The following is a 15,647-nucleotide window of genomic DNA, read 5'->3' as shown; positions in this document are numbered from 1 at the left end:
AAAAGCAGCAGTTAAACAAATCATACAAATTGGCGCTAAACTGTGCTTTCCGGTAGCTCAGTAATGGAGGGGTATCTTCCAGGAAGTGAGAACGGGAGCAACCGTTTCGCGCATTCATAACTGTGCTTTCAATGATTGCAGAAAATACCAAATTACGATTGGAATCGGAGGAATTTCTAATGGCAAACGTACTTTTTATCAGTTCAAACGACCGTCCCGTCGAACAGGCGATCAGCGTGCAAATGCACCAGTCGTTTCTTCAATCGTACCGCGAGGCGAATCCGCAGGATACCATTACGGAGCTGAACCTATTCGACGCGGAGCTTCCGTACTACGGCAACACGATGATAACTGGTTTATTCAAGCTGAGACAAGGCATGGAGCCTACTGCGGAAGAGGTCAAACTGGCCGGGATCGCTAATTTTTACTTCGATCAGTTTATGGCTGCGGATAAAATCATCTTCTCGTTCCCGCTCTGGAATTCGACTGTCCCGGCACCTCTTGTAACTTACATTTCGTACTTGGCGCAAGCAGGCAAGATGTTCACTTATACCGCAGAAGGTCCTGTGGGCATGGCTGGCGACAAAAAAGTCATGCTGCTCTGCGCACGCGGCGGCGACTATTCGTCCGAACAAATGGCCGCTATGGAAATGGCGTTGAATCTGGTGAAGTCGGCCATTTACCTCTGGGGTATCCATAACCCTGAAACGGTGGTCATTGAAGGACATAATCAGTACCCGGACCGCGCGAAGGAAATCGTAGCCGACGGTTTGAAAGAAACGGCGGCAGCCGGCTCGCGCTTCTAATCAATAAACGAATTAAGGCTTCCCGCGTCGCTGAAACGACATCAGGGAAGCCTTTTTGGTTATGTTCCGGGGCTTACCGCTAAGGATCGGACTAAGGCTGCGGAAGCGGCACCCGTTTTGCGGGGAAAATGGTTATTGATACGCCCACAAGCCTTTTTTCTTATCGCGGGCTTCGCGTTCCAGCTTGACGAATTTGTCGGCGAACATAACGTTCGGCGCGATCGTCATCGTGTTGGCGTAACCGTTTAAAAGCAGCGTTTCATTGAACATGACCGGTTCGTTCTCGATAAACACGTAGCGGAGCAAACGGCTGTATTTATCCTTATCGCCGGTATCTTTGAAAAGATAAACCGTTTTGCCGGTTAATTGATCCTTGGTGTATTTGCTCGCTTCCTTGCCGAAGGCTTCCACGGGACTGTTCGGCTTCACCGTTTCCGGCGTATTTACGCCGATTAAACGAACCTTTTCCTTCTTCTCCGTTTCGAACGTATCCCCGTCGACAACCCGCTTCACGACCGCTTTCGTCATAGGGCGATCCTTCAGCTGAGGGTACTCTTTCCATATGCGGTTTGGAAACGACTCGTCGCTTGACGACGTTTGCGTTTTGGCGGAGCAGCCGACTAACGCTACAGCCAGTAATAGGGCGATGAGACCGGCCGATATCCATTTTTTCATTGCATATCCTCTTTTCTCCTTAAAATCTCAGAACGGTGGATTTCGCTGATTGTTCGATTTCTCGGTAAACGTCCGGCACGAATGATTATTTTTCCGAGACCTTTTTCTGCGAAAACGTTTCGGACGCCGAAAGGCGTATATCCTTGGCTATTGTATGTGGTAATCGTTTCCGTGTAAAGCCAAATGCGGAACGGCGGGCGGAGTTTAATTTCCTCCGATTCCTTTCATACTAAGGAAAAGGCACTCGCATAGCCGGGAGGTAGAACCATTGAAGCATCAACATAACGCGCCGCTATTCGTGCAAAACGATATGACGGTGCTGCTTGAAGCCCAGCATCCCAGGGCCGAAACGGTCAGTATGGAACTTTGCCGTTTTGCCGAGCTGGTGAAAAGCCCCAATCCTTTTCATACATACCGGTTAACGCCTCTATCGCTCTGGAATGCCGCGGCTTCGGGTCTGACAGCCGAGCAACTGTTGGTCTATCTGAATGAGAACGGCAAGCTGGGCGTTCCGGCTTCCGTTAAGCAGAGTATCGAGCAGGCGATGAACCGGTATGGACTTTTGCGTATGGTGCAGGAAGAAGACAAGCTGCTGCTCGTTTCCGACGATCCGGGGATTTTGTTCAAGATCGCTTCTTATCCGTCCCTTCAACCGTATTTGACGGCTACGATAGACACGCGAAGCGCCGTAATCGATCCCGTGTGGCGCGGCAAGCTGAAGCAGGAACTGACCCGGCTCGGTTACCCGGTGGAGGATAAAGCCGGGTATCATCAAGGGGAAACGCTGCCCGTTCGCCTAAACGCAGTAAGGTCAAACGGTTCTCCTTTCGTATTGCGCGATTACCAGCGGGATGCGGTCGATGCCTTCTACAGGGGAGGCGCCAACGACGGCGGCAGCGGTGTGCTCGTTCTTCCCTGCGGAGCCGGTAAGACCGTCATCGGCATTGCCGCTATGGAAAAATGCGGCTGCGCGACCTTGATTCTGACGACCAACGTCACTTCGGTGCGCCAATGGCGGGATGAGCTGCTCGACAAAACCGATTTAACGCCCGACATGATCGGCGAATATAACGGCACCCGCAAGGAAGTGCGTCCGGTTACCATCGCGACCTATCAGATCCTGACCCATCGCCGGTCGAAGAACGACGCTTTTTCGCATATGCACTTGTTTCAGGAGCGGGATTGGGGATTGATCATTTACGACGAGGCGCATCTTCTGCCAGCGCCGGTCTTCCGGGTCACGGCAGAAATTCAGGCCACGCGCCGGCTCGGTTTGACCGCGACGCTCGTTCGCGAGGACGGCTGCGAGGAAGATGTGTTTTCGCTGGTCGGCCCCAAACGGTTCGATATGCCTTGGAAACGGCTGGAGCAGGCAGGCTGGATTGCCAAAGCCGTTTGTTCGGAAATCAAGATCGGTATGCCGGAGAAGACGGAGGAACGTTACAGGCACGCGGGAGCTAAGGACAAGCTGCGAATCGCCGCGGAGAACGAAGGGAAATGGCCGGTGCTGAATAAGCTGCTGCAGCGGCATGCCGGCGAGCCTACGCTAGTGATCGGCCAGTACCTGAATCAGCTTCAAACGATATCGGAACGTACAGGAGCGCCACTTTTGTCGGGAACGATGCCGCATGACGAAAGGGATCGGTTGTACCGGCTTTTTCGCGAAGGGGAATTGACGCTGTTGATCGTCTCGAAGGTTGCGAATTTCGCCGTCGATTTGCCCGATGCGTCCGTTGCCGTTCAGGTTTCCGGCAGCTTCGGCTCCCGCCAGGAAGAAGCGCAGCGGCTCGGACGGGTGCTGCGTCCGAAAGCGGACGGTAAAGTTGTGCATTTTTACTCGCTCGTCAGCGAACGGACAAGAGAAGAAGAATTTGCTCTGAACAGGCAACTGTTTCTTGTCGAGCAGGGCTACCGGTACGAGTTGACCGCCGCCTCCGACGTGCTTCAGGATCACAGGCAACAATCTTTCGCCAATCAACGGGATGAGGCGTTTCTTACGTAAACGAACATTTGTTCCGGTAATGAGGAAGTGTCCGATGAGACTAAATGAATTGCTCGTTCAACTGCCGGATTCCGTTACCGCCGTGTACGACGAGCATCCCGCTGTTGCGAATAGGCGAAAACAAGGAATGCCGGTCGGACAGGCGCTTGCGTCTTACGAGACGCTGGCCGATCTGCTCGCCTCGATGCGGAGATGGGAACAGGCGGCGCTGCGGCGGATCGTCCTTGCCTTCGGCTCTCGCCCCTTCGAAGCGTCTGCGCTCGAGAGGGCGGTCAAGCAGGATGCTTTGTCCGGCGCCGAGCTTCGGCTCGGCCTGCTTCAGCTACGGCGCAAAGGGGTGTTGTTCTCCCTGCGCAAATCTTGGGGCGAGCAGCTGTTCGTGCTGCCGGAGGACACGTTCGGCATTTGGCAGAAGCTGCTCCTGCAAGAGGAGCCTTCCGCAAGCGGCCTGGCGGAACCGGATGAATCGGACGGGTCGGAAGCGTTTATGCGAATCGCCTGGGATCTGCTGCTTCTGCTTCGATTTTGCAGCGAGCATGAGGTGAAGCTGACAGGCAAAGGAACGATGGCGAAGCTTCAGCTTGCATCGCTTTTGAAAATCGTAACGCTTAAAGATACGGATCTGCGTCGTTTCGCTCTTTCCTATGAATATGAGGCTTTCTATCCTCCGCAAGCAGCCTTGGTGCTGGAGACCGGATTCCGCCTCGGACTTATTGCCGTCAATGAAAACCGATTGTCGGTTGACCGGAATGCGCTCGGCCGATTGCTATCCTGCACCAATGAAGTAGTGCATACGGCGATTTACCGCTGCTTTAGGGAGCTATATAGACCGGAGGAACTGTGGCTGGAGCATGCGCTCGTATGGCTGGAAGGACTCGGACCGGACAGCTTGCCGAAGGTTTCCGGGCTTCACGGCTGGCTCATCAAGAACGGCATCGTTAGGGAGACCGATCGGAGCGATTCCAGGGCAGTGCTTGACGATTGGCTGAAGGCTATGGACGCCATAGGATGGCTGGAGCTTCTGGCTGCGCCGGACGGCGAGACGGCCATCCGGTTTCGGGTTCCGTCAGGCGGCATCGGGTTCCGGTCCGGCCCATCGCTCATTGAACCCAAGTCACGGCACAGCTGTATTTACGTGCAGCCTGATTTCGAGCTGCTCGTTCCCGCGGGCGTACCGTATGCCGATATTTGGCGTTTGAGCGCGTTTGCCGATATCGTTCGCGTCGACCGGTTCTCCGCCATGCGACTGACGAAAGAACGTGTTTCCGCTGCGCTGGCGAGAGGAGAAGTAAACGGTGCGGAGGAATGCTTGCGCGAATTGACATCGCTCGCCATTTACGGCGTTCCGGATAACGTGGAAGGGACTATGCGGCAATGGTGCAAACAGGTTGCGGACGGTCTGGAAGAAAAACTTCTTTTTCCCAAAATGAAAAACGCCCGTCCTTTAGTATTGAGCGCGAGCGCAGAAAACTTTATACTGGAAATAGGGACAGCTCATTGCGGTGAATTTTTGTTTCATCCGCCGTCACCTGCTTTTGAAGTCGATTCCTCCATTCCCGATCCGAATGAAGGACTTCCCGATATTCGTCAGGTTCCGGCAATGTGGCTCAAGCAATTCCGCCCCTATCACGCCTCGACCTGCAAGGAGCTGCTGCGGCAGGCTGCGGAGTGGAAGACCTACGTAAAATTTGGCATTGCGGGAACCGAGCGGTTCATCGTCCCGACGGCTATTGTCGAAGAGCGCGGGGAGTGGAAGCTTCAAGGCCGAGAGGCCGAAAATACCGTTATGTTGTCGCCGGATCAATGGCACGCCGTGCAGATTATGCTCCCCGGCGCCAACCCGTCATAAACGGTTTTCCGGAAGCGGAAGCCGAAAATAGAAGACAGGTCGTGATTCGATGAGTATTATGGAAGCCGAAGCGATCGATATGGCCGGCGTTTTGATGCAGGCATACGAGTTGGGCGATCTGATCAACGGATCGTCTGAGGTTTCGCAATATTTATACTGGAAACAGAAGGTTGAGCAAGACGAGGAAGTTAAACGGCTTGTCCGCCTTTTTGCCAAAAAGAAAGAACTGTTCGAGGAATGCGAGCGGTTCGGTCATTTTCATCCCGACTATCATGCCGCCATGGATGAGGTCAAGCGGGTTCAAGCGCAATTGGACGCCATGGAATCCGTCAGGCAGTTCAAGGATGCGGAGGAGCGGGTGGACGACTTGCTCTATCAAATATCCAAAACGATCGCTCATGCCGTTTCCGAGTCGGTCAAGGTGCCCAGCAACAATCCGCTGGCGGACGGCGGCGGCTGCAGCTCCGGGGGCTGCAGTTCGGGCGGAAGCTGCAGCGGGAATTGCGGGTAGCTGCAATATAGCGCATGGAAGCGAAGCTTGCCGCAATCAGGCTTCGCTTCCGGCGCTCATTCAACAAAGCGAAGGGCACAAACATTCGCGAAAACGCCTTCAAGCGTTTTCGTCAGCCTATACGATATAGACGGAAGAGAGGAACAAGCATGCTTACGCAGCGCAGCGGGCTGATCGTTTGGGTAAACGATCTGAAGCCGGCCAAAAATTTGGAGCGTTTCGGCTCCATTCACTATATGTCCAAAAAAATGCACTATGTCGTCATGTATATCCATGCGGACAAGCTGGACGAGACGGTTCGCAACATTCAGAAGCTTCCGTACGTCAAAAAAGTGGAACGGTCCTACCGCAATGAAATCAAAACCGAATACAGTCGGAATGTGCCGGACAAGACGAGATCTTATACGGTATAATCGGCTGGGCAATCGCTTCTCCTAAGGGCCTCTCAGAATCTTTTTCATATTTATGGTGCAAGAACGAAATTAATTAATTGTAATATTTGTAAATATGGAGTAAAATGTTCTATAAGGGCGATAACGAAATGTACATAGTCTGAAAGGCCTGTTTTTCTGGGAGGAGAGTTGCGGTAATGAGAGATAGAATGATGGACAGGTGGAGCACCTACGAGCCTTTCTACGTTGCGCTTGGGGAGAAAAGAATCGCCGATATCGTAATTACGAATCATGCCCGCTCTCGCTGGATCGATCGAGTGGAAAGCGAAAAAACAGGTTTCGATGACATTTGTGCTTTTTTATGGAGCAAGCTGAAGCAATCGAACATAAAGTCGTATTACCGTAACGAACAGGATGTGTATTTGATCGATGACGACCTAGTCATGGTTGCGGAATTTTCGCCGATCGAATCCGAGACGGACATCGCGGGGAACATTCTGCACAAAATGATTGTCGTAACGTTTCTGGGACGCATGTCTGAAACGATTGAGCTGAGGGATTTAAAGTCCTATTATTCCTGGCTGCGCCATTCCCGCAGAATGACGCTGATCAAGAACAGCCGAAAGCGCAGATAACAAAAACGGACAGGCGAGAATGAGCATGCGGGATTGCCCTGCATGCTTTTTTTATCGTTAGACGCCTTGCTCCGCCATACAATGTGGGGACCGATGAGAGGGATATGCTATAATGAATGAAGCCGGTCGGCTTAAGATGGGGGTATGAATGACGAATGGCGGTCAACTTTCACCAATTACATATTTTTTATACCGTTGCGGACAAGGGGAGCTTTTCGAGCGCGGCGCAAGCGCTTCATATGACGCAGCCTGCCGTTACGATGCAGGTGCAGTCGCTTGAGGAACAATTCGGCGTCAAGTTGTTCGTTCGCACGACGAAAAAGATCGAGCTGACCGAGGCGGGCAGCGAGCTTATGCCTTACGCCAAACGAAGCATCGAGCTGATCCAGGAAACGGAATCCGCTATGGCGAACTACTGCCGCATGCTCACGGGGCGACTGCACCTCGGCGCCAGCTTGACGGTCGGCGAATATATGCTGCCGCGGCTGCTTGGACCGTTTAATGAGGAGTATCCGCAAATTTCGGTCAGCCTAAAGGTGATCAACACGACGCAAATCGTCGAGGAAATCGCCCAGCATACGCTCAATTTCGGAATCGTAGAGGCGCCGGTCGATCATCCGGACATGCAGTCGGACGCCGTCTTGAGCGACGAGCTGAAGCTGATCGTACCGAGTGCGCATCCGCTTGCCGGACAATCCGAAATTACGATCGAACAGGCTTTTTCGTATCCTTTCGTCCTGCGCGAGAAAGGATCGGGCACAAGGCGAGTGATGGAGGAAGAGCTGCTGAGGCGCGGCGTCGATCCCCGAGGCATGCGCATCGTCATGGAGCTTGGAAGCACCGGCGCGGTAAAATCCGCGGTGGAGGCGAATCTTGGCCTTACGATATTGTCGCAATCGGCGGTGAAACACGAAGTTGCCCTTGGGATCGTGCAAGCGAGGTCGATCGAAGGTATCCGCTTTGCCCGCAGCTTTTATGCCGTTCATTTGAAATCGGCGCTGCTGCCGATGGCGGCGGTGACGTTTCTCGAATTTTTACGGGAACGCGATTTGCAGAAGTGGCTGTAGACCTTGACTGAGGTGCGGCTTGATCTGAGCATACGGGAGGGAAGGGCATGGAGAAGGGCTTTGCGGATTTACATACGCACACGATTGCATCCGACGGTACACTCGCCCCAAGCGGCAACGTCAGGCTGGCGCACGAAGCCGGGCTGTCCGCTCTGGCGATAACGGATCACGATACGGTTGCAGGCGTTGCCGAAGCGGTAAAGGAAGGGCGGCGGCTTGGGGTGGAAGTCGTGCCGGGAGTCGAAATTTCAACCTCGGCGCGCGGGCAGGACATTCATGTGCTCGGTTATTTTATCGATACGGCCGACACCCGGCTGCTGGAACGGCTGGAGCAGCTTCGCGAGGTGCGCAAGCACCGCAACGATACGCTGATCGAGAAGCTGCATGCGTGCGGCTTTCCGATCACGATGGAGGAAGTAATCGCGAATCTCGGCCGCGAGCTGAAGCCGGACGAGTCCGTCGGGCGCCCACATATCGCGTCTCTCCTCGTTAAGCGCGGATATGTAAGCTCGCTGGAGGAAGCGTTCGCCGAATACTTGGGCAAAGGCGGCAAAGCGTACGTAAACGCCCCGCGAATCGAGCCGGCGGAAGCGATTCGCTGGATTCGCGAAGCGGGCGGGGCGGCGGTGCTGGCGCATCCCGCGCTATACGGCGACGACGAGCTGGTCGAGCGGATCGCCGAAGCCGGACTGGACGGCATCGAGGCGCATCACGCCGATCATTCGGACGAAGACGCGAAACGCTATGAGGCGATCGCCTTGAGATTCGGGCTGATCGTGACAGCCGGTTCCGATTTTCACGGCGAGCGGGACGGCATCGTCTTCCATTCGCCGCTCGGCTCGCGCAAAGTAGCCATGTCTGCCGTAGAAGCGCTTCGTAAGAAAGCGGACTCGCGCAGGTAATAGAAGCAAAAACAGCGCTACCACACAAGGGGAGCGCTGTTTTTGCTAATGGGCCGATCATTGTCCTTTGGCTGCAAGCGGAAGCGATTTGATTGCGGCCTCGTCGGGCGTAACGAATAACGTTTTTTGATGATCGTAAATAACGAAGCCCGGCTTGGAACCGTTCGGCTTGCGCACATGGCGGATCAGCGTGTAGTCGACCGGCACTTGGCTGGACTGCTTGGCTTGGCTGTAGTATGCGGCCAGCCGGGCGGCTTCGTTCAAGGTGGCTTCTCCGAACGTGCCGCTTCGGATCACTACATGCGAACCCGGGATATCCTTCGTATGCAGCCAGGTGTCGGCGGATTGGGCGAGACGGTTGGTCAAATATTCGTTCTGCGTATTGTTTTTTCCGACGTAGATCGGAATGCCTTCGCTCGACAGGTAGCAGGTGATCACCGGTTTGTCGTTCTTTTTTTTCTTGGCCGATTTTTTGCCGCGGTGCCGGATATAGCCTTGCTCGACCAATTCTTCGCGGATTTCTTCGATATCGGCGAGGGAGGCGTGCCCGATCTGCTGCAGCACGGTTTCCAAATATTGAATTTCCGCATGCGTGCTGTCCAACTGCTCGCGTACGGCGATGAGACTGTTTTTGCCTTTGGTGTACTTCTTGAAGTAGCGCTGGGCGTTCTCGGGCGGCGAGAGCAGCGGATCCAACTCGATCGTGACGGGACGCTGCTCTTCGTCGTAGTAATTGATTGTCTCCACTTGCTTGTCGCCCTTGCGGATGGCGTGAATGGATGCCGTCACCAGCTCGCCGAGAATGCGGAACCGGTCCGCGTCCTTGGCCTCTTCCATCGTTTCTTCAAGCTTTTCGAGCTTTTTGACATTTTTGTTCTTCTCGTTCTGCAAAAATTTGAGCAGATCCGCCATCCGCTGTTTGACCGTGTCGCGTTCGGCTTTATCCCCGTAGTAGGCTTCCAAACATTCGAACATCGAGTCGAAGCGGCGTACTTCCCCGCCTGCATAAGTCAATGCAACGATCGAGAAGAGCGACTTGCCGGACGGCGTCGTGACGATTGCAGGCGCGTAGCGCCGCTCGCGGACAAGCTCCATCAGCTCTTGGAACACGGGCCACAAGGCGGCTTTCGAAACGCCCGCTCCCCCGTTCGCGGCGCGGTACGCCATTTCGGCAGCAATCGTCGGGCTAATGCCGCTGAATAAGGCGACTAAACGTTCGGCTAAGCGTTTGCCGTCATCCTCCTCCGCTTCGAGCTCTTCGGCCGTTTCGGCATCTTTCGAGAGAAGTTCCGCAAACCGGTCCGCCGTAACGTCGAGCGGATCGTGCTTGCCCTGGTCGGGCGGTGCGACGTATTTGCTTCCGGGCATAATGACGCGGTAGCTGCTGATCGCAGGCGTTACATGATGGATGCCGTCGATAATCGTTCCGGCTTCCGGATCGAGAAGGACGATGTTGCTGTGCCTACCCATCAGCTCGACGACGATCTTCTTCAAGCTTAGATCGCCAAGCTCGTCGCGGTGTCTGACGCTAATATGCAGGATTCGCTCCATTCCGACCTGCTCGATCGTTTCGATAACGCCGCCTTCGCAGTGTTTGCGGAGCAGCATGCAGAACATCGGCGCCTCGAGCGGGTTGACGAAGGGCTGTCCGGTCAGATGGACGCGCGGATAAGTCGGGCTTGCCGATAGCAGCAGCCGTAAATTTTGCCCCTGGGCACGGATGTGAAGAACAATATCGTTATCCGAAGGCTGATGGATTTTGTTGATCCTTCCGCCGATGCAAGCTCGAAGTTCGTCTCGGATTGCACGTATGACTAAACCGTCTAATGCCATGATGACACTCCATTCCCAATTGAAAACATGCGATTTTGTGGTGATTTTTATTTATCATGCCATAGTTTGGGGCAAAACTTAAGCGGAAAGTTTGCTTACTAACGATTTTGGGCCTAAAGCGTTCGGAGGAGTTAAGAAAAACTTCACATTTTCTGTAGTCTTTCTTAAGAGGATTCCGTTACAATTGGAAAGGATTACCGGATGACACGAAACGTTTCCGTACAGACAGCAATCTTTCCGGATCCGTTCTCGTCTATGTAAACGTATGTATATATCGTCTTGGACGGCATAAGGCTGCGCGAAAGCAGGGGGAGCCTTATTGAAGGAGGATTCAGGTGCTTGTCATTGAACATTTGTCACACACATTCCGCAACGGAGGAGAAGACACGGTCGTCCTTCAAAACATCAATTTCCGCGTCGAGAAAAATGAAATCGTCGCGCTGCTGGGCAGCTCGGGCTCCGGCAAATCGACGCTGCTGAACCTGATGGCCGGGCTGATGAAGCCTACGGCGGGGTCGATTCTGATCGACGGTAAGGCCATCGAGAAAATGAACGAAAATCAGCTCGCCGAATTTCGCAGATCGCATATCGGCTTCATTTTTCAATCCTACGAGCTAATCCCGCATTTGACGGTTCGCGAGAACGTCGAACTGCCGCTCGTCTTTCAAGGCGTGCGCGACAAAGATCGTAAAGAGAAAGCGATGGCGCTTTTGGAGCAGGTCGGACTCGGGCAGAAGACCGAAATGTTCGTCTCCCAGTTGTCCGGCGGGCAGCAGCAGCGGGTAAGCATTGCCAGATCGCTCATCACGAATCCGTCGGTCGTCTTTGCGGACGAGCCTACCGGAAACCTCGACACGAAGACGGAGAAGGAAATCATCGATCTTCTGCTGGACTTGAACCGGACGTTCGGCATGACGTTCGTCATAGTGACGCATGAGCATGAAGTGGCCAAACGGACGAAACGGATCATCCAGCTGCGCGACGGCCTTCTCGTCGAGAACGAAGACTGGGGAGGGGAGTCCGAATGAGGCTCAAGGATTATTTCCGGCTTGGCTGGGATCAGCTGAAACGGCGTAAAGTCGTCACGGCGATGTGCGCGATCGGTATAGCCATCGGCTCCTCTTCGATTATGGTCGCCCTCGCATTCGGAGAATCGATCTCGCATTACAGCGAGCAGCAGATGGGCTATTACCTCAAGACCGATGAAATTACGGTAACGCCGTTGCAGAAGAGCTCGCTGGACAATCCGGACAAGATCGTGCAGGAGCCGATTACGGAAGCCAAGATGAACTTGATCCGCACCTTCCCGAACGTGAAAAGCGTAGCGTCGATCGGCCGCGTGGGGTCGTTCAGCTACACCGTCGACGGCGGCAAGAAGGGGTATATCAACGAGCTGATCGCCACCGAGCTGGATACGCTGGAGGCGTTCGGCTCGGAATTCCAGCAAGGGAGGCCGGGCGATCAGGACAACGTCATCGTGCTCGAATACGGGGCGACCGTCAATCTGATCGACGACAAGCAGCGGCAGAAGAATACGACTCAAAATCAGGACTATCGGGAACGGCAAGCGATTCCATATCCGGTTTACCAGAAAACGATCGTCCTTACGCCGAATTCGTTTAGGGGCAGCGAGACGGAAGCGCAAAAAAACGTGGAAATTCCCGTTCGCGTCGTCGCGGTGCTGAAGCGGCCCGAAGGGCAGCCCGATTATATGATCGAAGGGCAAAAGAAGGCTTACGTTTCCCCGGCGCTTGCCCGAAAAATACGCGCCGCCATGAATCCGGCCCAAGCGAACAGCGCGGATAGCGTTTCAACCAACCGCGAACAACTGGTCGTCAAGGTGGATACGACATCGAATGTGGCCGCCGTGGACGAACTGATCAAGAAGCTGAAGGTGCAGACGATGACGAATCTTCATCAGAAGGAGAGGATGAACTCGGAATTTGCCATTATCCGATTGGTTTTTGCCGGTGCCGGTTTGTTCATTCTGTTCGTCGCCTCCATCTCAATCGTCGTTGCGATGACGATGTCCACCTATCAGCGGCGAAGGCAGATCGGCATCATGAAGGTGCTCGGTGCCAACCTCGGGCAAATCCGCAATATGTTCATCGTCGAGTCCGCGCTTCTCGGGCTGCTCGGCGGGTTGTTCGGCATCATGACCTCCTACTGGGTCATCTGGGGCATAAACTTCGCCGTACTTCAGTTTAGCGACAGGCCGCCGGGCTCCGACCCGGAACTTCTGTTTATCAGCACATGGGTGCTTCCAGTCGGCATGTTTTTCGCTTTGCTGACAGGGGTCCTGTCAGGCATATTTCCGGCGATCAAGGCTTCGCGCACGGATGCGCTCAGCGCGATCAAACGCGAATAGTCCATTACTTTTAAAGAAATCGGGAGTTGAACGTTCATGTCCAAGAAAAGAAGGTGGATTCCGATCACGTTGGGCGTGCTGGCGATCGGCATTTCCGCCGGCCTTTACGCGATCAGCCATAGCGCCTCGGGTCCGAAAACGCCTGCCGGCGGCAGTGCGGTGTCCGCTCTGCAATTCAAAGCGACCAAAGAAGATATCAGCAAATCGATCGAAGTGAAAGGCAAGTCTTCGTACGTGAGCGAAACGGTTGTCTATCCGCCGTTCGACGGTTCCGTCCTGAAATGGCAGGTTGCCGAAGGCGGACAAGTGAAGAAGGGAGACCTGTTGTTCCAGCTGGACGATTCGCTGCTTAAGGCGGACATCGAGCTGCAGCAGGCCAATATGCGCAAGCAGGAGCTCGAAATGAAGCTGAAAGAGGCGCAGGATACTTTGCAGGCGAACGATCCGCAAGCGGCGGGGGCGGCGGCGCCCGGCTCCGAATCGCTCAAGCGCTTCGGCCAAGAAGAGCTCCGTAAGATGCAGGACGAGCTTGATGCCCTGTCGCGCAAGACCGCGCTCAAGCAGCTGGAGGAGAAAAAAGAAAAAGTCGCGAAGGCGTCGCTGCTTTCGCCCGTCGACGGCATTTTTCTGTTCGCCGACAAGAAAGAGCCGCCAAAGCTGGAAGAGAAGACGGCTGTCGGCAAAATCGTCGACCTGACGAAACTCCAGCTGACCACGACTGTAAGCGAATATGAGGTATATCAAATCAAGGCGGGTATGGACGTGGAAGTGCGGGCGGACGCGCTGCCCGATATGAAGCTCGCCGGCAAGGTCGAGCGCATTTCCAAGTTCGCCAAGTCCGGTACCGATACGGGCGGAGCCGCCGCGCAATTCGAGGTCGTCGTCTCGCTCGAGCCGAATGAAAAGCTGATCGCCGGACTTAGCTTGACCGGTAAAATCACCGCGGATAAAAAGCAAGGCGCGCTCGTTATCCCGACGATTGCCGTTCAGCGCGACAAGGAGCAGGCATTCGTATACATGCTCGGAGCCCAAGGCTCGGAGCGGAAGCCGGTTACGATTGGCATGGAAACGTCGGATAAAACCGAAGTAACCTCCGGACTAAATGAAGGCGACACGGTCGTCCTGCAATAACCGCTTGGTTGAGATTGCCGGGCAGCCCTCAGAGCAATGCGTTTGCTCATGCGGGCTTTTTTTTTGCATGTGTCAGAAAGTATATCCTCCGCAGAATTTCCCGGTAACCGGGACTTTCGATCGCAACTAAATGAGAGCGAAAGGCGTCTTATTATTGGAATGATTTAGAAGGAGGAGTTTGCTTGAGAAAATGGATGTGCGCCATGCTGTGCTTCGTCTGTTTGACCTTGATAAGCGCAAATTATGCGGCTCCGGCGGCTTACGCCTGTTCGCGCGGACCGACTTCGCACGAGGAAGATTTTTTGGAGGCGCAAGCGATCTTTACGGCAAAAGTGACGAAGGTGCAGGCGATTTATCCTTCGCAGTTTACCGCATCGGTCGAAGCGATCGATACGTATAAGGGGGAGGCGCCGGCTTTTGTCGTCACCAATGACGATGGCGATCAGTGCGGCGCCGGCATAGAAGAAGGGCAGACTTATCTGTTTTATTCCAGAGGGGTGGAGCGGCCGTATGTCAGCGTGTTCGATACGCACCGGTTCGCAGACGACCGTACGGAGAAGCTGCTGCAATGGCTGAACAACAGGACGAAGGATCCCGGGCCGAAAGCTCCCGGCGTCGAAACCGTCACCGCGTATTTAAAGGGGCAGATTCGGGTGCTGTTCGAGCATCATGACAGAGGGCGTCCCGCTGGGGCGTTTATTACGGACAATTCCGTCTACGTGCCTCTTTCTTTTTTTAGCGACAATCTTTGGTACACCGCGGATTGGGATCCGGACGCCAAGCTCGTCACGATCGGACGGACGAACCGCATGGAATTCGAAGAAGCGGCTCCGGACGGAGAGACGCAAGCGAACAAAGCGAATCCCTATGATATCGACATCCGTTATGACGGTATACGCGTCGATGTGAAGGATCAAGCCGGCAAGCCGGAAGCGCTGGACCATGCGCCGGAGCCGTTTCTTATCGGCCTCGACGTCTACGTGCCGCTGCGCGCTGTCGCCGAAAAACTGGGCTACGAAGTAGAATGGGGGGGAGGCTCGTCGGTCGTCGTTCTCCATCTTCCGTTCGAGGAAAAGATCGGCACTCGTTTGTTAGGGATGCGCTATAAGATCAATTTCGGCTTGGAAGGCGCTCAAGAGGTGGAACGATTAACGAAGGAAGAGATTACGTACAGGACGTTTAACGGTCATATCCCGGAAGGGTCTAAGCCCGTAACCGTTCCCTTCGGGGAGATGCTCCGGCAAGAAAGCGGAATTCGCCAATATGCCGCCGAGTTTTATGTGAAGACCGATAAGAAGGACATTCTGCTTCTGGCTTCGCACGAATTCATCAAGAAGCTGGAAAGCGATGCGGCGTTCCGCGAGAAGGTGGGCGCCAAGCTGGGAAAACCGTTAGCCGACGTTCGTCCCGGTCAAGTTTTGCATACGGACGATTTCGAATGACGCCATGCCGCCGGAGCGATGCTCCGGCGGTTTT

At 54.5% G+C, this 15,647-nt stretch carries 14 protein-coding genes; 12 read left to right on the top strand and 2 right to left on the bottom strand.

What is annotated here, in order from left to right; translation table 11 throughout:
• The first annotated feature begins 131 nt into the window (after positions 1–131).
• Positions 132–806: an FMN-dependent NADH-azoreductase gene (locus ACKGJP_RS22820; RefSeq protein WP_409341096.1), complete on the top strand. Its 675-nt coding sequence runs from the start codon at positions 132–134 to the stop codon at positions 804–806.
• A gap of 132 nt (positions 807–938) precedes the next feature.
• On the opposite strand, the gene ACKGJP_RS22815 is transcribed toward ACKGJP_RS22820, so the two are convergent.
• Positions 939–1,481 carry a thermonuclease family protein gene (locus tag ACKGJP_RS22815; protein ID WP_409341095.1) on the bottom strand — a complete coding sequence of 181 codons (543 nt, stop codon included), beginning with the start codon at positions 1,479–1,481 and terminating at the stop codon, positions 939–941.
• 268 nt (positions 1,482–1,749) lie between these two features.
• Here ACKGJP_RS22815 and ACKGJP_RS22810 point away from each other — a divergent pair, with 268 nt between their 5' ends.
• The 7 genes from ACKGJP_RS22810 to ACKGJP_RS22780 all read left to right on the top strand — a co-directional run bounded on the left by ACKGJP_RS22810 (position 1,750) and on the right by ACKGJP_RS22780 (position 8,839).
• Positions 1,750–3,483, top strand: coding sequence for a DNA repair helicase XPB (locus ACKGJP_RS22810; protein WP_409341094.1), 1,734 nt, complete (start codon positions 1,750–1,752; stop codon positions 3,481–3,483).
• A 34-nt stretch (positions 3,484–3,517) separates the two neighbouring features.
• Positions 3,518–5,332, top strand: coding sequence for a hypothetical protein (locus tag ACKGJP_RS22805; RefSeq protein ID WP_409341093.1), 1,815 nt, complete (start codon positions 3,518–3,520; stop codon positions 5,330–5,332).
• Positions 5,333–5,381: 49 nt separating this feature from the next.
• Positions 5,382–5,843: a YlbF family regulator gene (locus ACKGJP_RS22800; RefSeq protein ID WP_409341092.1), complete on the top strand. Its 462-nt coding sequence runs from the start codon at positions 5,382–5,384 to the stop codon at positions 5,841–5,843.
• A gap of 149 nt (positions 5,844–5,992) precedes the next feature.
• On the top strand, positions 5,993–6,256 hold the full coding sequence (locus ACKGJP_RS22795; protein WP_409341091.1) for a YlbG family protein: 264 nt from the start codon (positions 5,993–5,995) through the stop codon (positions 6,254–6,256).
• A gap of 176 nt (positions 6,257–6,432) precedes the next feature.
• The gene (locus ACKGJP_RS22790) at positions 6,433–6,870 is read left to right on the top strand and encodes a hypothetical protein (RefSeq protein WP_409341090.1); all 438 of its coding nucleotides are present in this window, start codon (positions 6,433–6,435) and stop codon (positions 6,868–6,870) included.
• 155 nt (positions 6,871–7,025) lie between these two features.
• The gene (locus ACKGJP_RS22785; RefSeq protein ID WP_409341089.1) at positions 7,026–7,937 is read left to right on the top strand and encodes a selenium metabolism-associated LysR family transcriptional regulator; all 912 of its coding nucleotides are present in this window, start codon (positions 7,026–7,028) and stop codon (positions 7,935–7,937) included.
• A gap of 47 nt (positions 7,938–7,984) precedes the next feature.
• Positions 7,985–8,839: a PHP domain-containing protein gene (locus ACKGJP_RS22780; RefSeq protein WP_409341088.1), complete on the top strand. Its 855-nt coding sequence runs from the start codon at positions 7,985–7,987 to the stop codon at positions 8,837–8,839.
• A gap of 57 nt (positions 8,840–8,896) precedes the next feature.
• On the opposite strand, the gene ACKGJP_RS22775 is transcribed toward ACKGJP_RS22780, so the two are convergent.
• The gene (locus tag ACKGJP_RS22775; protein WP_409341087.1) at positions 8,897–10,672 is read right to left on the bottom strand and encodes an NFACT family protein; all 1,776 of its coding nucleotides are present in this window, start codon (positions 10,670–10,672) and stop codon (positions 8,897–8,899) included.
• A 335-nt stretch (positions 10,673–11,007) separates the two neighbouring features.
• Between ACKGJP_RS22775 and ACKGJP_RS22770 the strand changes: the two genes are divergently transcribed.
• From ACKGJP_RS22770 to ACKGJP_RS22755, 4 genes are all read left to right on the top strand, one after another.
• Positions 11,008–11,700, top strand: a complete 693-nt coding sequence (locus ACKGJP_RS22770) for an ABC transporter ATP-binding protein (RefSeq protein WP_409341086.1) — start codon at positions 11,008–11,010, stop codon at positions 11,698–11,700.
• Positions 11,697–13,040, top strand: a complete 1,344-nt coding sequence (locus tag ACKGJP_RS22765) for an ABC transporter permease (RefSeq protein WP_409341085.1) — start codon at positions 11,697–11,699, stop codon at positions 13,038–13,040. The genes ACKGJP_RS22770 and ACKGJP_RS22765 overlap by 4 nt, the downstream gene beginning before the upstream one ends.
• A gap of 36 nt (positions 13,041–13,076) precedes the next feature.
• On the top strand, positions 13,077–14,171 hold the full coding sequence (locus ACKGJP_RS22760) for an efflux RND transporter periplasmic adaptor subunit (protein WP_409341084.1): 1,095 nt from the start codon (positions 13,077–13,079) through the stop codon (positions 14,169–14,171).
• A 182-nt stretch (positions 14,172–14,353) separates the two neighbouring features.
• On the top strand, positions 14,354–15,613 hold the full coding sequence (locus tag ACKGJP_RS22755) for a hypothetical protein (protein WP_409341083.1): 1,260 nt from the start codon (positions 14,354–14,356) through the stop codon (positions 15,611–15,613).
• The last annotated feature ends 34 nt before the right edge of the window (positions 15,614–15,647 follow it).

The sequence above is a fragment of the Paenibacillus litoralis genome (assembly GCF_046244365.1).
Classification (GTDB): domain Bacteria; phylum Bacillota; class Bacilli; order Paenibacillales; family NBRC-103111; genus Paenibacillus_V.
The sequence above is the reverse complement of the archived record's forward strand: the minus strand, read 5'-3'. Positions and strand labels throughout refer to the sequence as shown.